Genomic DNA, 21,512 nt, shown 5'->3' on the forward strand with positions numbered 1-21,512 from the left:
CGGCGAGGCGGATTCCCCGATTCACTGACATTTAGTTTAGGCTACCCAAAATGACGTTAGGTCACCCTTGGGTGACGTGTGTCCACAGACGAGGGGATCAGTGTGAGCGTTCTTCCAGGTTCGAACTCCGGAGCGGCGAGCGAAGCTACGTTTGCTCTCACAGGAGCTCAACTCGGGATTTGGAACGCACAGAGGCTTGATCCCGAATCTCGGAGCTACCTCGTCGGTGAGGTGCTCGAAATCTCGGGCGACGAACCGATCGACACGGAACTGCTGACAGCCGCCATCACGGCGACGATCGGTGAAGCCGAAACCATGCGGCTGCGGATGATCGAGACGGCGGACGGCCCGCGTCAGTACATCTCCGACGAGCCGGTTGGCATCATCCCGATCACCGACGTCCGTGACGAGCGCGATCCCGTAGCCGTGGCGCACGCGCTGGTCGACGCCGAGCGCAGCCGGGCGTCCGAGTACTGCCGCCTGATGGTGGAGCGTCCGCTGTACACCTACTCGCTGATCAGGCTCTCCGATCGCGAGATCTGGTGCATCCAGCTCTATCACCACCTGATCGTCGACGGATACAGCGCAGCAATGATTTCGCGCCGAGTCGCCGCGCACTACACGGCCGCGAAGAAGGGAACCGAGGTCGCGCCAACGCGATTCGGTTCTATGACAGATCTGGTCAGCGAGGACGAGGCGTACCGGGCTGGCGAGCAGTTCGCGGAAGATCGTGACTACTGGCGTGATGTCCTGACGCCGTTGCCCGCGTTGGACGGACGCGGCCAGCAGGTCACCGGTCCGGCGGAACGAACGATCCAGGTTCGCGAGATCATTACCGCCGACGCCCTCAACCGCCTCAAAGACGTGGCAGACGCGACGGGAACAACGTGGGCCGAGGCACTGATCGCCTGCTACGGCGCATTTCTCCACCGACTGCTCGGCGAGACGGATGTTGTCATCGCGATGCCACTCATGGCGCGCGTAGGTCGCACGGCACTCAAGACGCCGGCCATGGCAGTCAACGTTCTGCCTCTCCGGTTGACGATTCGCAGCCACGATCGACTCGGTGACCTGAGCAAGCAGGTGGCCGCCACGATGAAAAGCCTGCGCGCACACCAGCGCTACCGCGGTGAGAATCTTGCTCGGGACCTGGGCGTCGCCGGAACCGGCGCACTGCTTCACGGGATCGGAATCAATCTCAAGGCTTTCGACTTCGCCCTCGATTTCGCCGGCGCTGTGGGTGTACTGCGTAACGTCGCCGGGGGACCGCCGGAGGACCTGGGTTTGACGGTGACGCCCATTGCGGACGGCGAAGTTCTACTCGGATTCGAAGTGGACGCGCGTACCAATACTCGGGAATCGGTTCAACGTCGCCTCGCCGGTTTCGTCAGCATCGTCAACGCGATGGTCGGGGAGGGAGATCCTGCCGTCGGTCAGGTGGAGATGATGCCTGCGGCCGAAGCCGCGCGGATTCTCGCCGGCCGCGAAACTGCACCGCAGCCCGGCTCGGTCGAACTCGTTCCCGACGTGTTCGACCGCATCGTCGTCGAGCACGCGGATGACACAGTCCTCGTGTGCGGTGACGAAACAGTGACAGGCGAAGAACTCGGTGGCCGCGTCCACAAGCTCGCCCGGTTGCTTCGGGCCCGCGATGTCGGCCCGGACGACATTGTCGGACTTGCGCTTCCGCGTACTTCCGAGATGGTGGTGGCGCTGCTCGCGACATTGAACGCGGGCGCAGCGTACGTGGCCCTGGATCCGCAGCACCCGGCCGAGCGGTTGCGAGATCTGATCGACGACGCGCAGCCGAAGGTCGTGATCACCACTTCCACTCTGGCCGAGCAACTCGTCGGAGGTTCTCGGCCCGACCCCCTCGTCCTCGATTCCGACGCAGTCCGCGAAGAACTCCGAGCTAATTCCGAGCTTCCACTCGAACTCGGTGAACTGGCGACAGCACGGCATGGTGATCACCTGGCGTATGTCATCTACACCTCGGGATCGACAGGCAAGCCCAAGGGTGTGCTGGTCAGAGGCGGTGGATTGGCGCACCTGCTTCACCACCATCGCGCCACCATCTACCGGGACACCGCCGAGCGCGTCGGGAACCGCCAACTGCACACCGCGCACACAGCGTCGTTCGCCTTCGATGCGTCTCTCGATCAACTGTTGTGGCTGCTGTGTGGTCATCGGGTGCACGTATACGACGAGGAACTGCAGAAGGACGCGGTTGCTCTGGTCGCGGCGTTCGAGCGAGATTGCGTCGACGTGGTCGACACGACGCCGTCGATGGCGGCAGCGATGGTGGACAACGGATTGCTGCGTACGCAGCGGTTGCAGCTCCTCGTCGTGGGTGGCGAGGCGGCACCGCCCGCACTGTGGGACGCGATCATCGAATCCGGCGTTCCCGCTCGAAACCTCTACGGACCAACCGAAACGACGGTCGACGCGATCGCGACCACGGTCGGAGGTGCCGGACCGCGTATCGGGTACCCCCTCGCGGGTACCCGTGCGTACCTGCTCGACAGCGCGCTCGAGCCGGTCGCCGACGGTGAACGAGGTGAGCTCTACCTGGCGGGACCGCAAATGGCCAGGGGCTACCTCGGCCGCGCCGGCGCGACCTCCGAGCGTTTTGTCGCAGATCCTTTCGGGGCTCCGGGAGATCTGATGTACCGCGCTGGGGACGTGGCGCGGTGGGTGCCGGGGCGGGGCTACGACTTCATCGGTCGCAGCGACAAGCAGGTGAAGATTCGCGGACATCGAGTCGAGTTGAGCGAGGTCGAGGCTGTTCTCGGATCGGTACCCGGAATCGGCGCGGCTGCTGCGTTGATCCGCACGGATGGGGGACGGCCCAGCCTCGTCGGCTACGTTGTAGCCGCCGCCGGCGCGACGCTTCCGCCGCAGGAAGAATTGCGCCGTGACCTCGCCGGTCGCGTACCGGATCATCTCGTTCCCGCCGCAATCGTCGTTCTGGACGAATTGCCCGTCACGGTGAACGGAAAGCTCGATCGTGCGGCACTACCTGCCCCGGCTGCCGAATCGGCAGGGCGCGCCGCATCCACACCGCGCGAGGAAATCCTCTGTGACGTGGTGGCCGAGGTGCTCGGCCGCGAACGCGTCGGCGTGGACGAGGATTTCTTCGGCCTCGGTGGTGACAGCATTACGGCAATCAGTGTCAGCAGTCGACTGCGGGTGCGTGGTCTGATCGTTGCTCCCAAAGAACTACTGGCACAGCGAGATCTGGGAACCATCGCCGCTGCGGCGCGTGAGATTGCCGATGACGCCGACGCCGTAGCCTCGGTTGCGGACGTGGCGACCGGCACCGTGATCGCCCCGCCGATCGTTCGAGCACTGATCGACAAGAATCCGACAGACGAGGCAATCGCGGGCTACGCGCAGTGGACCGCAGTGCGCATCGACGACAGCCTTTCACTGGGTGACCTGCAGTCAGGCGTGCAGACGATCCTCGATCACCATGACGCTCTACGCCTGCTCCTGCGCCGTGACAACGACAGCGGCACTACCGAATTGATCGTCCGGGACCCCGGCGCGGTGCGCAGCGAGGGACTCGTTCGAGAGGTGTCCGACACCTCCGAGCCGTCCCGGATCAGAGACCTCGCGGAGGCGTCGGCGGCGGGTCTCGACCCACGTGCCGGTGAACTCCTGCGAGTCGTACTGGTCAATACCGAGGCCGGACGACCCGACCAATTGATCGTCGTGGCTCACCATTTGATCGTCGACGGTGTGTCCTGGCGAATTCTGCTTCCAGACCTCCACGAAGCCACCGATGCTGCACGCGAGCGTAGGTCGGCCCGGTTGGCTGCAGGCGGAAGTTCGTGGCGTCGATACGCAGGGTTGCTCGCGGAATTCGGGGCCTCTGGCAGCAGGGCGTCAGAGCTCGAGTACTGGAAGTCCGCGTCGGTACAGGCGGACGACGAGCCGATCGGCAGTCGTCGTCTCGACCCGAAGATCGACCTGACCGCAACCGCCACTCGCACGACAACTGTTGCGCCCCCGGCCGTCACGGACGCGCTGTTAACCACGCTTCCGGCGGCGTATCGAGCCAAGACCGACGAAGTGCTTCTCGCGGGATTGATGCTTGCCTTGCGCTCATGGCAGCACAGTCGCGGCCTGACTGGGCTGCCCGCGCAGACAGTTACCGTCGAAGGTCATGGCCGCGACGCGCTCGCCAGCGACACCGACTTCGCCGGAACCATCGGGTGGTTCACCAGTGAGTTCCCCGTCCGGGTTCCCACCGATGCACTGCTCACCGCAGACGATCTTGCCGACGCACTGAGCGGCGGAGCAGCTGCGGGGCATCTCCTTCGTGCGGTGAAGGAGGCAAAACGCGCCGTACCCGGAGGCGGAGTCGGCTATGGAGTTCTGCGGCATCTGGATCCCGACACCGCACCTGACCTTTCCGCGTGCGCTACACCCGAACTGCTGCTCAACTATCTGGGCCGCTTCCCGTCCCTACCCGGAACCGGATGGCGATTGCCGGAGCAGGATCCATTCGCGGTCATCGAGCCGGCGACGAAGATTATGTCGGAAGTGCTGGCGCTCAACGCATTTGTCCGAGAGGACGACTCGACGACGCTGGCGGTCGAATGGACTGCGGCGGGTTCAGTGCTCGACGGCGCGACGATCGTCGAGCTGCAAGAGCATTGGGAACGTGCGCTCGCTGCCCTGACCGCGCATGCCGCGCTCTTCGAGGGTGGTTTGACGCCTTCCGATTGCTCGGCGACGATCTTCGGCCAGGGCGCGGTGGTCGATCAGGCAGGGATCAACGAACTCGAAGCCGTCCACGGACCGCTTGCCGACGTCCTTCCGCTCTCGCCGCTACAAGAAGGTCTCCTGTTCCATGCGGTCCGTGACGGAGCCGCAGACGTCTACACGCTCACTGCACGCTTCGACCTCTCCGGGCCACTGGACGAGGCGAAGTTGGCCGACGCGTTCGAGACCGTGATCGACAGGCACCCGAACCTTCGCGCCGCGTTCCACTACGAGCAGTTCGCACGGCCCGTTCAGATCATTCCGCGCGGCGCAAAAGTCGAGTGGCGTTCGGTCGATCTGACCTCCGTTCCAGCTGACACTGCATTCCGCTCTGCAGATCAGCTCGAGGACGAGGCCGCCAAGCATGTCTTCGACGTCAGTACACCGCCTCTGCTGCGTGCACTACTGGTTCGGCTGCCCGGCGGGGTGCACCGTTTGGTCCTCAACGCGCACCACCTGCTCACCGACGGTTGGTCGACTCCGATCGTCCTGCGCGAGCTGATGAACGTCTACCACGACGGCGACAGCCGCCTCCCTGCGCCGACGCCGTATCGCGACTACTTGGCATGGATCGCCGGCCGTGATCAGGACTCTGCCCGCGCAGCGTGGAGCGAGCGTTTGCGTGGGCTCACCGCGCCGACTCTCGTTGCCGATGCCGGAGCGCCGCGAAGTGTGCCCGTCGCGCTCGAGGTTCCTCTCGCGACATCGGACGCCGAAGCGCTGATCGAACTCGGCCGTGCGCGAGCGCTGACGGTCAACACCCTGGTTCAGGGTGCGTGGGCAGCAGCGCTCGCCGAAGCGACAGGACAGTGGGACGTCGTGTTCGGGGCCACGGTGTCCGGCCGACCTGCCGAACTCTCGGGGGTGGAGGGAATGGTCGGGTTGTTCAGCAACACGATTCCGGCCCGCCTCGACATCGTCGCGCACCGGCCTTTGCTCGATCAGTTCGTCGGTCTGCAGAACGCCCAATTCGACATCGTGGACGTCGAACACACCAGTTTGGCCGAGATCGAACGCATCGCCGGAATCGGGCAACTGTTCGACACGCTCCTGGTGTTCGAGAACTTCCCGAACTCCGGTGCGGGACAGCCTGCATCGCACACACTGCGGGTCGAGGGATTCACCAACCGCGGAGTCACGCACTATCCGATGACGTTGATGGCGCCGCCGAGCACCGGTCTGGATCTGGTTCTGTACCACGATCCGGCAGTTGTCTCCGACGCCACGGCGCAGCGAATGGTCACACGGCTCGCGGAGATCCTGCGTGGGTTGCTGACCGAACCGACAGCTCCCGCATCCGCGGTGCTCACGGTAGTCCGACAGGCAGCGTCCGTTGCCGTTGCGGTGTCTGCCGCGAAAAATGTCGCTGTCACGAAAAAGGTGGCCGCGTCCGATCCTGCGATCGATGTCGATCCCGCGGTCGTGGATGCAGTGTGCGCCTGTGTCGCAACGGTGTTGGAGATTCCCGACGTCGATCCGGGCGACAATTTCTTCACTCTCGGCGGTCACTCGCTCACTGCGATGCGGTTGGTGGGAAGCCTGCGCAAGCTGGGAATTCGCGTCGTCGTCTCGGATGTCTTCGACACCCCGACCCCCCTCGGTCTTGCCGTGGCCGCACGCGTCGATCGGACGAAGTTCTCGCCGGATTCGGTCGTTGGCGTCGATCGACCCGTCGTGACCGTGGCGACGTTCCGCGCCCCGGCGGTGGCGGGAAATCCTGATCACGAGCGGTACTGGGTTCGCACGCTCGCGGACCTGCCCCTCGAAACGGACCTTCCGTATGACCGCCCGCGCGGCGAAGAGTACCGCCCGCACACCTACCTTCGTCAGCTACGCGATGCCCGGTTCGGTGACGAACCAGGATTCGACGCGGTGCTGTTGGCCGCCGTGGCGGCGACGCTGAACAGCTTCGGCGGTGGTCGGGACCTTGCGGTCGGACTGGTCTCGGAAGGGACTGACACCCTGATTCGGGTCGACCTGTCCGGTCGGCCGAGAATTGCCGATGTCGTTCGGCGAGTCGATAACGCTGTCTCCGAGGCACTTGCGCATTCCGATGTCAGCCTCGACCGAATCGCCGATCTACTCGGGCGTCCGACGAGCAGCCTGTTCGCTGCCCGTGTCGGTCACTCGCCCGGAAAGAGCGTCGACCTCGAATTCGTCCGAACCGCAACAGAACTTCGATTGACGGTTGATGCCGGGCTGTTCGACGCCGCGACTGCGGACGCATTGCTCGACGGTGTGATCGCGGTCCTCGGTCACGAAATCAGCACTGTCGTCGCGGATCTGCGACTGGCGGAAAACAAGCCGGATCGCGACCCGGGCCGACGCGCGACGTCGCCGTCGGGGATCTCGCAGTTGTTCGCTCGACACGTCAGCCGCCACCCCGACGACATCGCGGTGATCTCCGGCGAGGTCGGAATTACCTACGGGGAACTGTCGGCGCGCGTCGACGAGCTGGCCCGCGAACTTCTCGCGGTCGGCGCCGGACCCGAGAAGGTAGTCGCCGTCGCGCTGGATCGAAATGCGGATCTGGTGGCCGGACTGCTCGCGGTACTGCGCATCGGCGCTGCGTACCTGCCACTCGACGTCGATTACCCGACTGAGCGGCTCGAGTTCATGATCGAGGACGCGGCTCCGGTGTGTGTCCTGACCAGTATCGACAGCGCCGGGCAACTTCCGTTGACGGTCGCCACGAGTGTCTTCGTGGACGGTGAGTTCACCAACTCGGGTGTCGTGCTTCCTCCGCCGCCCGCGGCGGGTGATCACCTCGCCTACATGATCCACACCTCCGGTTCGACGGGTCGCCCCAAGGGCGTGATGGTCTCGACGGGCAACCTCGCAGCCTTCGCGGACACGGTACTCGAGGATTGCTGGATCAGGCCGGGCGATCGCATCGTCGCGGTGACAACGGTGTCGTTCGACATCGCGGCACTCGAGTTGCTGTGCCCGCTCGCGGCGGGCGCGACTGTCGTGATCGCAGACCGCAGGACGGTTCGCGACCCGGATGCGTTGTCGGCGTTGATCATCGCAAGCGATGCGACAGTGATGCAGGCAACGCCGGCGCTGTGGCGAGTGGTCACCGAACACGAGAACGCAGTCGGACTCGCCATGGTGCGAGCCCTGGTGGGAGGGGAAGCCCTCCCGCAGGATCTGGCCGACGATCTGGTGGCCAACGCTGCTTCGGTCCGGAATGTCTATGGACCCACCGAGGCCACGGTGTGGGCGACATCTTCGGTCATCACGACCGGCGACCGAGTCACGATCGGTCAGCCCTGGACTGATGTGCACGTGCGAATCCTCGACGACGACCTGCGTGAGGTTCCGGAAGGCGTTGCGGGCGAGCTGTATCTGGGCGGTGCGCAGGTGGTCCGCGGATACCTGAACCGCCCCGATCTGACCGTCGCTCGGTTCGTCGCCGATCCTTCTCTGCCGGGGGCACGCCTCTACCGCACCGGCGATCTGGTCCGACGCCGGCGCGGGGTTTTGCACTTCCTTCGTCGTGCTGACGATCAGGTGAAGGTTCGTGGTTTCCGCATCGAGCTCGGCGAGGTCGAAGGCGCGCTCGGATCGGTGGCAGGTGTGTTCCGCGCGGCAGCCACCGTTCGCGTCGATGCGGCGGGTACCGGAAGTCTGCACGGATATGTGGTTCCCGAAGGTGCAACCACGCTCGATTCGGTACTGGTGCGCAAGGAGATTGCGCGGCTCCTACCCGAACACATGGTGCCGCAGACCATCACGGTGCTCGAAGCACTACCACTCACCCTCAACGGCAAGGTGGACCGGAAGGCATTGCCCGACACCGCGCCGGATCGTGTGCCGAGCCCACTCGTAGCCGTCGATGCGGATCGTCGGGCACGGCTCGAGTCGCTGAGCCCGGGCTGGCAGGACGTGCTGCCACTTGGTCCCTTGCAGGAAGGCATGTACTTCCAGTCGGTTCTCGACGGCGCCGGCGGCACGGATGTCTATCACATGCAGCCGCGATTCGAGTTCTCCGCCGATGCCGCCGTCGACGTTCGCTCACTCCGAGCAGCGGGGGATGCGCTCTTGCGACGCTATCCGAACTTGCGGGCCGGTTTCACACACGCCGGGTTCGACGCTCCGGTGCAGTTCGTGCCCAGGGAAGCCGAAATGCCTTTCCGTGAGGTCGATCTGAGCGCAGTCGCACCCGAGGACTTGGATATCGAGGTCCGCGCCGTCGACGAGGCCGAATTCGGCAGGCTGTTCGACTTGAGTGCGCCGCCACTCATTCGAATGGTGTTGGTCTGGTTGCCAGGTGGGGGAGCGCACCTCGTCTTCACTCAGCACCACCTGCTGACCGACGGTTGGTCGCAGACCTTGATGTACGCGGAGTTGTTTGCGCTCTACGAGTTTGCTCGCACACACGGCACGGACCCGGTCGGACTCGACGGCGCGCTCGACAAGCCTGCGGACTTCCGTGATCACCTGCGATGGATCGCCGAAGCGGATCGCACGGACGCCATCTCGTCCTGGAAGGACTACCTCGCGGATCTCGAGCAACCCACACTCGTGGGTGGTACGGGATCAGGCGGGCGCGCTCCGTTGCCGGTGTTCACCCGGGTTCAGCTCGAACAGAGCATCACCGAGCACGTACGCGAGTTGGCCAGACGTAGCGGAGTGACGCTCTCCACCGTGGTTTCTGCGGCGTGGGGCCTGGCATTGCGCGCAGTGACTGGCCGTGACGACGTGGTCTTCGGATCGACGGTTTCGGGACGTTCACCCGAGGTCGAGGGCGCCGACCGAATGGTGGGCTTGGCGCTCAACACCATTCCGGTACGTGTCCGGGTCCGGCCCGGCGAGGAGATTTCGGCGTTGCTCGGACGCCTGTTCCGCGAACAAGGTTCGCTGCTGGGGCATCACCATCTAGGGCTCGGCGACGTGCAGCGAAGTGCAGGGTTCGCCACGCTCTTCGACACGCTCTACGTTTTCCGCAACACCCCTCGCGACGAACAGGCGCGGCGAGACACGTTCGGTCGCAGTGGAATCGTCGGGTTCGATGCGGTGGACGGCACGCACTATGCGCTCACGCTCGACGTGGATCCGGGTGTCGGGGATGCGCCGATGGCGCTCACACTCGAAAACCGTCCTGACCTGATTCCCCACGACGTGGCTCGGGACATCCTGTCCCGCACCATCACGATCCTCGAAGTGATGGCGAATTCCGATACCGCCACGGTGGCGGACACGGCGGTTCCGTTTTCGCGCACCCCCGCGGAATTCGCTTCGGAGCACGTCGTGATGCCACGGCCGGACCAGGCCGGCGGTAGCGTGGACGCACTACTGCGCGAAAGGGCAGCGGCAACTCCGGACGAGACGGCGCTGGTCTTCGGAGACGTCACACTGAGCGCAGCCGAGATGAACTCTCGGGTGGACAGACTGGCACGGATACTCGCGTCGGCGCTGGGGCAGTCGGTACCAGGCGGGGGACCGACCCGTGTTGTCGCGCTCGCGCTTCCGCGTACTGCCGATCACGTCGTCGCAATCTTCGCCGTCATGAGAACCGGAGCGGCCTACCTTCCCTTGGATCTGGCTCACCCGCCGGCACGCCTGCGCGAACTCATCCTCGACAGCGATGCGGCGCTGGTAGTCACCACGACTCAGACGCGTGACCTCGTTGTTCCCGATGGACAGGCATGTCTGGTCCTCGACGACCCGGACGTGGCCGGGGTACTCGACGGGCAGTCTTCGGCACCAGTTGTCGACGAGGCCGCGGTCTGCGGGCCGACCTCACCGGACCAGCCTGCCTACGTCATCTACACCTCGGGCAGTACCGGAAAACCCAAGGGCGTCGTGGTGGGTCACCGCGGGTTGACGACGATGTATCACAATCACAAGGCCGAGATATTCACTCCGACCGAAAACAGTGTGGGTGGCCGACGTCTGCGCATCGCGCATACAGTCTCGTTCTCGTTCGACATGTCGTGGGAGGAACTGTTCTGGTTGCTCGCGGGGCACGAAGTTCACGTGATCGACGAGCAGGCGCGACTGGACCCCGCGTCTCTGGTGAAGCATTACCGCGAAGTCGGTATCGACGTCGTGAATGTAACCCCCTCGTATGCACGGGAACTGATGGCCGCCGGTCTCCTCGACGGTGAGCGGACGCCGGTGTTGGTGATGCTCGGCGGAGAAGCTGTACCTGCCGAGTTGTGGTCGCGATTGCGCGATCAGGACGGTGTCGACGGGTACGACCTTTACGGGCCGACGGAGTTCACGATCAACGCGATGGGATCCCCGGTTCAGGGGAGCGAGACACCCTGCTTGGGTCGTCCGATTCTGAACGCGTCTGCGCGGGTACTCGATTCGGGTCTGCGGGAGGTAGCGATCGGAGCGGCGGGCGAGCTGTACATGTCCGGAGACGGAACGGCGATGGGTTACCTTCACCGGACCGCGTTGACCTCCGCTGTGTTCGTTGCTGATCCCTACTCCGTCGGCAAGCGCATGTACCGCACGGGTGACGTTGTACTGCGTCGCCGCGACGGCGAACTCGAATATCTGGGTCGCGCAGACCATCAGGTCAAGATCAGAGGCATTCGGATCGAATTGGGTGAAGTCGAATCCGCGCTGGCGTCGTTGCCGGGAGTGTTGAGAGCGGCAGCGTCAGTCCGTAGCGAAGGCGGTGCGCCGCCGCGACTGGTCGGCTACGTCATCGAAGAACCCGGCGCTGATCCAGTCGATCTGCGAGCTGCGTTGCGGGAAAGCGTACCGGCACACCTGGTTCCGTCGGACATCGTCGTCGTGGATTCGATCCCGTTGACGCCCAACGGAAAACTGGACCGCGGTGCGTTGCCGGCACCCCCCGCCCGAGCAGCGGCCCGAGCACCGCGAACCGAGATGGAAAGGCAACTGTGCCAGGTCTTTGCGCGGGTACTCGGCGTCGAGGCAGTCGATCCCGAAGAGAGTTTCTTCGATCTCGGCGGCGACTCGCTTCGAGCCATGCGACTGGTGGGGGAGATGGAGCACGACCTGTCGGTGAGCGTCGGTGTGGGAACGCTGATGGCCCGTCCGACAGTTGCAGAACTTGCAGTACACCTTGACGAGTCGGCGTCCGAAATCGATCTGAGTCGTGATCGCCTCCTGGCACTGCGAGCCGAAGGCAGCGGAGAACCACTGTTCTGCGTGCATCCGGCCGGTGGATTCGCTTGGCCCTTTGCGCCTTTGACCGGTGTTCTCGAGGCCGACCGTCCACTGTTCGGCCTGCAACTGCCCACAGTTGCCGGGGAGCCACTCGAACCGACGAACGTGGACCAACTGGCAGCGATGTACGTCGACACGATTCGCGGCGTGCAACCGAGCGGGCCGTACCACCTGCTCGGCTACTCGTTCGGTGGCAACGTCGTTGCCGCGATGGCGGCTCAGCTGGTCGATATCGGCGAGACAGTGGAGTTCGCCGGTCTGATCGATACTCATCCACTGGGAGATCGTGACGATCGCGGTCGCGACGATGCCGACGACCGAGATCTGGCCGCCGCCCTGCCACCCGAGATCCTCACTCAGGCACCGGGACTGGTCGACGCAGTTCGGGCGGGTTTTGATGCCACTCGTTTGCTCGTGGCCAGCTCGACCGACACAACCTACGACGGACCGGTTACTCTGATCACCGCCGACGCCGAGGCGTCCGGACAGCTGCTGGCTGATCGCTGGCGCGCAGTCCGCGGGGACCAGGACATGGCAGTACACCATCTGCCGTACGACCACGCCGGTTTGGTGACCCCAGCCGGGTGGGCGGCGATTGCCCCGCTGCTCGACAGCTATTTGTCGAAACGCACGGCCACATAGTTCGAAAACCACACAGTTGAAACACAATGGGAGCTCAATGATGAAGTCCACACCGCCCCTCGCGATACGGAGTTGGCGACGATTCGTCGCCATCGCAGGGTTGCTGATCGTCGCACTCGTGGCGATGATCGGTTGCAGTAGCGATTCGAACGACGAACCGACCAAGGCTGCAGAGCCCACGACCCGCGTGATCGAGACCGAGAAGGGCTCGGTCACCGTGCCCGCGTCGGCGGAGCGCATCGTGGTTCTGAGCGGCGGTCTCGCCGGATACCTGTACGCCCTGGACGCACCGGTGGTTGCCACCGATACCCGCGTCCTCGGTGTCACGAACCTCGACGGTGGATTCCCGCCGGCTTGGGCGGACGCCGCAAAGGCGCAGGGCACCAAGGAATTGCCGGCCGGCGAGCAGCTCAACATCGAAGCCGTCGCGGCGGCTGAGCCCGACCTGATCATCGGCGGTGGCCAGGGAATCACCTCCGTTCAGTCCGAGGAACTCTACGATCAGCTCACTGCTATCGCACCCACCGTCTTGGTCCCCAAGACGGTCGCCGCGTGGGACAAGCAGCTCGAAATCGTCGCCGACGCGGCGGGCCGTTCCGACCAGGTTCCGGCGCTGATGAGCGCATACGAGGACAAGGTCAAAGAGGTCAAGGGCAAGATCAAGGTTCCCGAGGGCAACGTCGTCTACTTCCTCTCGGTCTCGAGCAACAAGCCGTACCTCGTTCCGCCGACGGCCGCGCTGCCCGCGATGCTCGCCGAGCTCGGTTTCAAGGCCGACGACGTCATGGCCAAGGCCGGCAACCCGCAGCTCTTCGGCTCGGGTGACTCGTTCGAGGTCAGCCCGGAACTGCTCTCGCAGGTCGCCGATGCTCCTGTCGCCTTTGTGATTCCGGTGTCCGGTCGCCCGATGGCCGAACTTGCCACCGATCCGCTTTACTCGCAGTTGCCGTCCTTCAAGGCAGGCACGACGTTCGAGCTCCCCGCCAGCAGCTACCGTCCTGACTACGACGGCGCAATGGCTACCCTCGACCTGATCGGCCAGACCTTCGCATGACTCGATTCGGTGGGCTGGTGATCGATGTTTCACCCTTGCGGACCAGCCGTCCCTTCAGGTACGCCTTTTCCGCGCGATTGATCTCGCTGCTCGGGATCGGACTGCTCGTCGTAGCCGTCCCCGCGCAGACGTACCAGCTCACCGGCTCGACCTTGCAGGTTGCCGGAGTGTCCACGGCGATGGCCATCGCCATGTTCTTCGGCAGCCTGTTCGGCGGCGTGCTCGCTGACCGTTACGATCGGCGACGCACCATCCAGTTGGCCCGCAGTGCTGCGGGTCTCGGCTTTGTCATTCTCGGGTGCAATGCGCTCTTGCCACACCCGTCGATGTGGGTCATCTACGTCGCGGCAGCTGTCGACGGCTTGGCCGGCGGTGTCAGCAGCTCGGCCTTGATGGCTTTGATGCCGACGTTGTTGCCGCGCAACAAGATGGCTGCGGCCGGCGCTTTGGTAGCGCTGACCACCGACATCGGGACGATGATCTCGCCGGCAATCGCCGGCGTGATCATCGCCTCCGGCGGCATTCCCGCGACATACTTTGTTGCTGCGGTGGCCACCGCAGCAACTGTCACGTTGTTCCAAGCCATCGGCCCTTCTCCTGCACCGGGCACGAATCACGAAAGCCCGATGCGCGCGCTGGTGACCGGCGTGAAATTCGCCGGCACGCACACAGTCATTCGCGGCATCCTTATCAGCGGTCTGTTGGTCATGTTCGTCAGCGGGCCGATGGTGTTGCTGCCTGCCTTCGTCGACCAGGTCCTCGGCGGCGGACCCACCATGCTCGGTCTGCTCTACGGCGCCCCCGCTGTCGGCGCTGTGGTCGGTTCCCTCACCAGCGGTTGGACCGGACGAGTCCACCGCAACGGCGCCGCGATGTTGATCTCTGTTGCGCTGATGCCTCTCGGCCTGGTGGTACTGGGTGCGTCGGGAGCAGCGATTGTCGCGTTCCTGGGCCTGGCCGGATTCGGCCTCGGCCGCGCACTCAACGACATTCTGAGATTTGCAGTCCTTCAACAGAACACTCCGGACGAATTGCGCGGACGCGTGTCCAGTCTGTGGATGGTGCAAGCCGTCACGGGTACGGCGATCGGTTCGATGGCAGCCGGGTTCCTCGGGCAGTGGCTCGAGCCTGGCGCCGCGCTACTGGTCTTGGGGCTCGCCGGTGTGACACTGGGCCTGGTGCTCCTGGCAGCATTGGGTTCGGTGCGCCGGGTAACTTCGGAGATCAACGAAGTCGATCTCTCCGAAAACACTGTGCCGGTGGGGAATGCTCCGCCGGAAAAGGAAGGTAGTTCATGAACCGAGGAGACCACCTCGCGACCATCGCCGAAGTTCTGGCGGGAACCACCGGCGCAAAAGTGCCGTACCCCATCGGCATTCGCGAACTCGAAGTTGTTCGCAGCGAAATGGTCGGGACCGGACTGTTGCGTCTGACCTTGGGTGGACCGGAGTTGGCGGGCTTCGAATCGCACGCTCCCGACGAGCATGTTCGCCTGGTCTACCCGGATGCAGACGGAACTTTACGTCTACCCGAACGCGACGGATTCAGCCTGAAGTGGCCTCGTCCATTGCCGATCTCGCGTGAGTACACCGTCCGTCGATACGACGCCGAGGCGGGGGAGCTGGACCTCGATTTCGCGCTCCACGAAGGTGGGTACGCCTCTGATTGGGCTCAGGCGGCGACCGTCGGCACTCGGGTGCACGTGGCAGGTCCGCCCGGTGGCGTCGTGGTTCCGTGGACGTACGACCGCTATCTGCTGGCCGGTGACATCACCGCCCTTCCTGCCATTGCTCGTTGGCTCGAGATGATGCCCGCTGCTGCCGCCGGGTGGGTGTTCGTCGAGATCACCGACCCTTCACAGGAAATCGAACTCACTGTTCCGGAAGGCGTCGAGGTGCGATGGCTGCACCGCGGTGACGTCGCAGCCGGTCACTCGGATCTGCTCGAGCAGGCAGTACGGACGGTCACCGTGCCCGAGGGCGAGCGTGTCTACGCCTGGATCTCCGGTGAGGCCACCAGTCTCAAGCCGATTCGCAGATTCGTGCGCGACGAACTCGGCCTGAGTTCGGGCGACCACCTGATCACGGGCTACTGGAAGCGCGGAGTCGCAGACTTCGACGAGGACGACGACGACCACTGAACATCGGTTGATGCCGGTTTCGGCATCGTCACCGCGACAACGAGTCCGACAATCGCAACGATTGCCGCCACTCCGAAAGCTGTGGCGAATGCCGAGTGCTGGGGAAGGCCGCCGGATGAAGTCGCGCTCGCGATGATCCCGGCGGCAATTTGGGTTCCCACAGCAGAACCCAGCGATCTGGCGATCGTGACTATTGCCGTCGTGACACCTACGCGGTCTGCCGGTGCGCTGTCGGCGGAGATGACGAACACTGCCGTCGACGCGGCGGCAACGCCGGTACCCGCAAGGATCAGCACCACAACGATCTGCCACATCGTGGTTGCAAAGACCCCGACGGCGCCGCTCAGGCCGAGGAAGGCAACTCCCGCTACCGCAATGGCTTTCGTGCCGACCCGTTGTGCGAGCTTTCCGGAAATCACCGACGCGATCACCGCTGCGCCGTAACCGATGCACAGCAGGATTCCGATGGCACTTGTCGATGCACCGCGGCCGAATCCGCTCTCTGCCGGCACGGCGAGTTGTTGCGGAAGTAGATAGACAACAGCGCCGTAAGTGAACCCGAAAACCACGCCGACGACCACGGCGCTCCACATCGAACGATGCCGCATCATCGTCAGGTCGACCATCGGCTCGGTTGTCCGGCTCTGATACTTGGCCCAGATCGCGAACACGGCAGCGGAAGCGAGAAGCAGCAGCATCGACGTCGGTGCGCCCCACCCGTTGCTCGATGCGCTCGCCAGCCACGCCGTCAGCGTCAACAATCCCAGAGCCAATCCGCCCGCTCCCGGCCAATCGAGTCGGCCGCCGACGTTCGATATGTGATCTCGTGGTGTGCTCACGGCAAAAGCAATTGCGCCGAGCAAAACGAACGCGGTCGGAACTGCATACATCGCGGTGCGTGAGACGTTTTCCGCGACGGGCCCGGCCAATACGACTCCCAGAGCGCCGCCGGCCACTACGACAGCCCCGAGTAAACCCGTGGCCGTCTTCAGTCGGTCCGAGGACAAAGTGCGTCGTAGGACCACGAAGCTCACGGGAAGCAACCCGAGCCCGAATCCCTGGAGAAATTGGCCGAGGACGAACAGCGGGAAGATCGTTGCGAGAGCGGACACGCTGCCGCCCAGGACAACGATTGTCGTGATCGCGAGCAAGGTGGGGCGGGCGCCGTACACGTCGGCTATTCGCCCGGCCATCGGCGTGACGAGGACAGTGCTCTACGTCAGAGCGACGGATGCGAGCGCTCCGACGTCGGCCGTCACTCCGAAGTCTCTCTGTATCAGGGGGAGTGCGGGGACGATGATGCTTTCGAGCGCGGCCACGGCAGCGATCAGCAGGGTCAGGCTTGCGATAGTTGCTACCGGTCGCGGCTGATTGCCGGAGACGCTCTCTGTGGTCATCGTGCTCTCTTTCGATCGGGGAGTGAGGAGCTTATGGACGCGACGAAACGCCGCCCCTCCAAGAGCCCGGAAGGGTTGTGGCACTGGATATATCGGGCTGTGAAGTAGACCGTCCCGCTATTTCGTTACGCGTACCGTTATTGTGGAGAAATGTAATCGGATTCAGCGCACAAAGCAAGAGTCGGATGGGGTGGAAATGGTGCCATGTATCGCCAGATCGCAACGGGCAGACTTTTGCTGCTACCGTCGGTTGGTGTCAGGCGATGTGACGATGGGGCTCATTTCTCGATGAGCATGACGCTGGTCACCAAAATGCTTCTCCGAGCAGGGAGTTCATCTGCCGGACACATCCAAGGTCCCCGTTTGAATGCCGGGTTTGTTAGCTTTCTGCCTGTGACGCGACGTCACAGAAAGTTCACGAATCACGGAGGATCATCATGGGTTCTATTTCAACGATCATCGGAATCTTCGAGCTCTACAAGCTTCTCGAGCCGCTGCTGAGCTCGCTGAGCTGATTCAGGTGTGATTTCGCTGTTGAGCCGGGGCGCCGAGGGACTCGGCTCGACAGCGGATCTCGAGGATCCGGCGCGATCAGGACCCGTGGAACGGATGTCGGCACCGGCAGAATTCCATCGCTCCGGTGTAGTGGTCCATCACCAGGATTTCTGCACACCGAGCGGGCTGCGGTGCGAACCTGAGGCAGCGCTCGATCCAGCCGCGCTCCAGCGAAGGGGCGGGGTGCGCGCAGTTCCCGCATCGGCCGGGACGTTCGGCGACACGTACGGAACCGTAGTGCTCCGGGGGCATGCCAAACATCTTGGTGGTGCGATGTTTCCAGGGCAATGGTTCGGCTCGAGCGGAAGCTATGTCACGAAAGCCCGGCGGCGATATGCGAGGACCGAACCCGTTGAGCTGCGCTACCTGGCTCCCTGATAATCCGATTGCCCAGACTGAGTTTTTTGGTGCAAGTTGCGGCTACTGCGCTGACGCCCAGAAATTCTCGGACTATCTGGGCAACGATCATGCGGTGGTGACCGCGAACAGAATCCGATCCGGCTCGCGTTGCATACGGGTGATCGCGACGCGGCCTCCGATCCAAGCACCAAGTGCACCAATCGCAACAGCGACAGGGATGGCGAAATAGTTCACCGGGTTCGGTAGCAGCGCTCCTAGTAGCACGCCGGGCGCCGTTGTCGCGGCGAAGATGACGATGGCGAGGATGATCAGTCCGAAGGACGAGCCATTGAAGGATCCACGGGTGTTGAGGGAGAACGACTTCTTCATCTCCGGGACCGGGTAGGGGGCTTTGGCGGATATCGCTACTGCCAGTCCTGCACCGACTCCCATCATCGAAATGCCGACGGCGAGCGGCACGGCCAGTCGGTCGGTCCCGAGGTCCCCGAAGATCCGTACAGCAGCTGTTGCGACGACCACGAAGGGTGTCGTCACGATCGCCCACGCGATTTGTCGGCCCCGGACGTCAGCGGCAGCGGCTTCGGGGATCATCACCAGATGCCAGATCGATGCGCCGTCGAATCCGTACAGATTCGATCCGGCTGCCATTGCCAGGTAGATCAGGAACCAGGCACCCCATGCGGCGGAGAAGGGGATCGATGACGAGATCAGCGGTCCGAAGCCGGAGACCAAGGTCATGATGGCAACGGAGAGCAGTTGTGTTCGTCGGCGCATGTCTCCGTGCCAGAGCGAAAGCTCGCGAGAGATGACGGTGCCCAGTCGGGATGCGCGCCAACCGGTTCGAATGTCGCGGCCCTGGTTCTTCAATTGCACGGAAGTGGCGCCCGCTGATTCTGCGACCTTCCCGTTGAAGTAGCGAACGACCAGGCGTTGCCATGACCACAGCAGTGCGAGATCGACCAGCACCAGGGCGAGGACTGCTCCGGCGGCGAGGAGCCAGGCGCCTCCTGCTGCTGCGTCGACACTGGTGATTCCCCACGCGAACGGGATCGAATGCGCGACCGTGAGCGGCCACGTGACGTCGCCGTCCACGACCGTGCCGAGGCGACTCTGCAGCGGAAATTGCAGCAGATACAGTCCGCCGAAGAACGTGCCGAATGCCAACAGTCCCAGTTCGCGGCTGCGACGACTCCGCAGGAGCTGCGACATCGCCAGCATCGCGACCCGTGAGGTGCCGACAATGAGCAGGACCGTTGCGGGCCAAGCGATAATGGCCAATGGCAGTGCGGCAGGGTGGTGTGTAGCGGCATAAATTGGAATCGCTGCTGCAGCCAACGCGGTAATCGGCACGGTCATACCGACCAGCGACGTCGAGAACAGTGCTCTGGCGAGTCGGACGGGTTCCAGGGGGAGTAGCTGGAAATGTCTGGGGTGAAGATTGTCATCTGACAGACCAGACATGATCGGCATCAAGATCCACATCACGCCGATAGCCGAAAGTGCGAGACTGGTTGTGCCGCTGACGAGATCGGGAGAAACACCGTTCTTTCCCGAAGCTCGTAGGCACAGTAGCGCTGCCCCCAGAACCCCGAACAACGCTGCAATGACCTTGATTACAGCTCTTCCACCGGTGAACTGACGTTTGTAGAGGGTCATGCGCATGCGGAGAACAGTGCGCCACACAGAGACCGACGGGTTCCAGTGTGTCGGTGAAAAGCTGGTGGTGGTCATGCGCGCATCCATGACAGTCCGTCGGGACTGGGACTGCGGCTACCGACCAGGCGAACGAATGCCTCGTCGAGAGTGTTGCCTGCGCGCACCTCGTCGACCGTTCCTGAAGCCACGACGCGACCGTCTGCGATGACTCCGATGTGAGTACACAGTTGTTCGACAAGGGCCATCACGTGACTGGAAAGAATGACCGAGCCACCTGAGTGGACGAACGAGAGCAGAATGCTCCGAATTCCGGCCGAAGAAATGGGGTCGACAGCTTCGAACGGCTCATCCAGTACCAGTAAGCGAGGGCCGTGCAACAAGGCCGAGGCCAACCCGATTTTCTTCGTCATGCCCGCTGAATAATCGGCGATGACCGTTCCACCTGCATCGGCGAGATCGAGCGCGGCCAACAGTTCGTCGCGTCGTGACGCGATGACGTCCTCTGGCATACCGCGCAGTCGCCCGAAATAGGTGAGTAGTTCATGACCGGTGAACTGGGCGGGTAGCGCCAGACCGTCGGGTAGAACGCCGAGCAGACTCTTCGCTGCCACAGGGTCGTTCCACACGTCGTAGCCGTACACCAGGCTGCGACCGTAGTGCGGGCGAAGCAATCCGACAGCCATCGACAATGTGGTCGTTTTTCCCGCACCATTCGGGCCAACCAGACCGAACAACGAACTTGAGGGCACCGCAAGAGAAAGGTCGTTCACAGCAACTTTCGCGCCGAACGCCATGCAGAGGTGTTCCACTTGCAAAGCCATCGGTCCGGGAGGTAACTGTCCTGTCTCGGGGAGAGGGTGCATCGATCGAGGGTAACTGTCCGGAGCCATGTGCGCGGAGACGGAGCGGAGCGATGCAGGCTGCGTGCACCGAATGTCATTCCTAGGTGGGGGTTGCGACATGAGTCGCTGGTTCGCAAGGGGAGCGGATGGCAGGAGTCGAACCTGCGTGGACGGTTTTGCAGACCGCTGCCTTGCCGCTCGGCCACACCCGCATTGATCCAATTATGTTCGTAGTGAACAACAGTCGCCACCATTGTGATCAGGGTGAGTTGATCGCCGTGTGACGGATCGCAGGGACTGCGGGGGAAGTGCCGGGTCAGGCGCGGGAGAACACCGCGACCAGGAATTCGGAATCCTCCTTGAACGGGCGAAGATCCCACGTGGAGAGCAGCAGATCAGCCTCGAGGCCACTCGCGGTCGCGTCGGCGAGAAACTCGGGGAACTCGTAGCCACGGCCGGCACCGAATCCGATGACTACTCGGCCGCTCGGAGCGAGATGACGAGCAAATCCTGACAATACTGCTTGCCTGGTGGACGGCGCGAGAAACGCCACCACATTGCCTGCCGACACGATGACGTCGAAATCCGCCTCGACACCGCGGGCCGGCAGATCGAGTTCGGCGAGATCGCCGACAAGCCACGTCGGTCCGGGGTGGTCTTCTTCTGCGGCAGCGATGAGAACCGGGTCGACATCGACTCCGACAACCACATGCCCGACGTCGTGCAGATAACCGCCGAGTCGGCCAGGCCCGCACCCTGCATCGAGAACCCGGCCACCGCGTCCGAGCATCGCGTCGATCAAACGTGCTTCCCCGACAATGTCCTTGCCGTCCGCTCTCATGGAACGGAAACGCTCGACATATCGTGTGGAATGCGTCGAGTCGGCTGCAGTGATCTCTTCCCACTGGCTGGGGATGCGCTCGTTCGGGGCGTGTGCAGTCATC

At 63.7% G+C, this 21,512-nt stretch carries 9 protein-coding genes, 1 tRNA gene and 1 pseudogene; 5 read left to right on the forward strand and 6 right to left on the reverse strand.

Features of this window, described 5'->3' with window-relative positions; translation table 11 throughout:
• Nucleotides 1-102: 102 nt before the first annotated feature.
• Genes ACN50D_RS03170 through ACN50D_RS03185 form a run of 4 tightly spaced genes read left to right on the forward strand, consistent with a single transcriptional unit; the run spans nucleotide 103 to nucleotide 15,758 of the window.
• Nucleotides 103-12,564 carry a non-ribosomal peptide synthetase gene (locus tag ACN50D_RS03170; protein WP_307850401.1) on the forward strand — a complete coding sequence of 4,154 codons (12,462 nt, stop codon included), beginning with the start codon at nucleotides 103-105 and terminating at the stop codon, nucleotides 12,562-12,564.
• A gap of 40 nt (nucleotides 12,565-12,604) precedes the next feature.
• A complete protein-coding gene (locus ACN50D_RS03175; protein ID WP_003942170.1) occupies nucleotides 12,605-13,618 on the forward strand; it encodes a Fe2+-enterobactin ABC transporter substrate-binding protein in 1,014 nt (337 codons plus the stop codon).
• Entirely contained in the window at nucleotides 13,615-14,916 is a 1,302-nt protein-coding gene (entS, locus tag ACN50D_RS03180) for an enterobactin transporter EntS (protein ID WP_007735127.1), read from the forward strand. The genes ACN50D_RS03175 and entS overlap by 4 nt, the downstream gene beginning before the upstream one ends.
• Nucleotides 14,913-15,758 carry a siderophore-interacting protein gene (locus ACN50D_RS03185; RefSeq protein WP_211920293.1) on the forward strand — a complete coding sequence of 282 codons (846 nt, stop codon included), beginning with the start codon at nucleotides 14,913-14,915 and terminating at the stop codon, nucleotides 15,756-15,758. The genes entS and ACN50D_RS03185 overlap by 4 nt, the downstream gene beginning before the upstream one ends.
• Here ACN50D_RS03185 and ACN50D_RS03190 read toward each other — a convergent pair.
• Nucleotides 15,707-16,954 (reverse strand): annotated as a pseudogene (locus ACN50D_RS03190) (MFS transporter); the annotation flags it as partial. The gene ACN50D_RS03185 and the pseudogene ACN50D_RS03190 sit on opposite strands and share 52 nt — an antisense overlap.
• Nucleotides 16,955-16,972: 18 nt before the next feature.
• Nucleotides 16,973-17,155 (reverse strand): hypothetical protein, encoded by a 183-nt coding sequence (locus ACN50D_RS03195; RefSeq protein WP_249342666.1) that lies wholly within the window; start codon nucleotides 17,153-17,155, stop codon nucleotides 16,973-16,975.
• A gap of 522 nt (nucleotides 17,156-17,677) precedes the next feature.
• Between ACN50D_RS03195 and ACN50D_RS03200 the strand changes: the two genes are divergently transcribed.
• A complete protein-coding gene (locus ACN50D_RS03200) occupies nucleotides 17,678-18,088 on the forward strand; it encodes a hypothetical protein (protein ID WP_058038681.1) in 411 nt (136 codons plus the stop codon).
• A gap of 87 nt (nucleotides 18,089-18,175) precedes the next feature.
• On the opposite strand, the gene ACN50D_RS03205 is transcribed toward ACN50D_RS03200, so the two are convergent.
• The 4 genes from ACN50D_RS03205 to ACN50D_RS03220 all read right to left on the reverse strand — a co-directional run bounded on the left by ACN50D_RS03205 (nucleotide 18,176) and on the right by ACN50D_RS03220 (nucleotide 21,511).
• A complete protein-coding gene (locus ACN50D_RS03205; RefSeq protein ID WP_058038847.1) occupies nucleotides 18,176-19,801 on the reverse strand; it encodes a hypothetical protein in 1,626 nt (541 codons plus the stop codon).
• Complete coding sequence (locus ACN50D_RS03210; protein WP_058038682.1) at nucleotides 19,798-20,589, reverse strand: ABC transporter ATP-binding protein; 792 nt, start codon at nucleotides 20,587-20,589, stop codon at nucleotides 19,798-19,800. Before ACN50D_RS03210 ends, ACN50D_RS03205 begins: the two co-directional genes overlap by 4 nt.
• A 120-nt stretch (nucleotides 20,590-20,709) precedes the next feature.
• A tRNA-Cys gene (locus ACN50D_RS03215) sits at nucleotides 20,710-20,780 on the reverse strand.
• A gap of 104 nt (nucleotides 20,781-20,884) precedes the next feature.
• The gene (locus tag ACN50D_RS03220) at nucleotides 20,885-21,511 is read right to left on the reverse strand and encodes a class I SAM-dependent methyltransferase (protein ID WP_003942244.1); all 627 of its coding nucleotides are present in this window, start codon (nucleotides 21,509-21,511) and stop codon (nucleotides 20,885-20,887) included.
• Nucleotide 21,512 lies beyond the last annotated feature (1 nt).

Origin of the sequence: Rhodococcus sp. SB1D, assembly GCF_048573875.1 — a bacterium.
GTDB classification, from domain to species: domain Bacteria; phylum Actinomycetota; class Actinomycetes; order Mycobacteriales; family Mycobacteriaceae; genus Rhodococcus_F; species Rhodococcus_F qingshengii.

Coding starts and splice junctions, on each gene's coding strand:
- ACN50D_RS03175 (WP_003942170.1), top strand. CDS start 12,605: ATGAAGTCCACACCGCCCCTCGCGATACGGAGTTGGCGACGATTCGTC.
- ACN50D_RS03210 (WP_058038682.1), bottom strand. CDS start 20,589: ATGCACCCTCTCCCCGAGACAGGACAGTTACCTCCCGGACCGATGGCT.
- ACN50D_RS03195 (WP_249342666.1), bottom strand. CDS start 17,155: ATGACCACAGAGAGCGTCTCCGGCAATCAGCCGCGACCGGTAGCAACT.
- ACN50D_RS03185 (WP_211920293.1), top strand. CDS start 14,913: ATGAACCGAGGAGACCACCTCGCGACCATCGCCGAAGTTCTGGCGGGA.
- ACN50D_RS03205 (WP_058038847.1), bottom strand. CDS start 19,801: ATGACCACCACCAGCTTTTCACCGACACACTGGAACCCGTCGGTCTCT.
- entS (WP_007735127.1), top strand. CDS start 13,615: ATGACTCGATTCGGTGGGCTGGTGATCGATGTTTCACCCTTGCGGACC.
- ACN50D_RS03220 (WP_003942244.1), bottom strand. CDS start 21,511: ATGACTGCACACGCCCCGAACGAGCGCATCCCCAGCCAGTGGGAAGAG.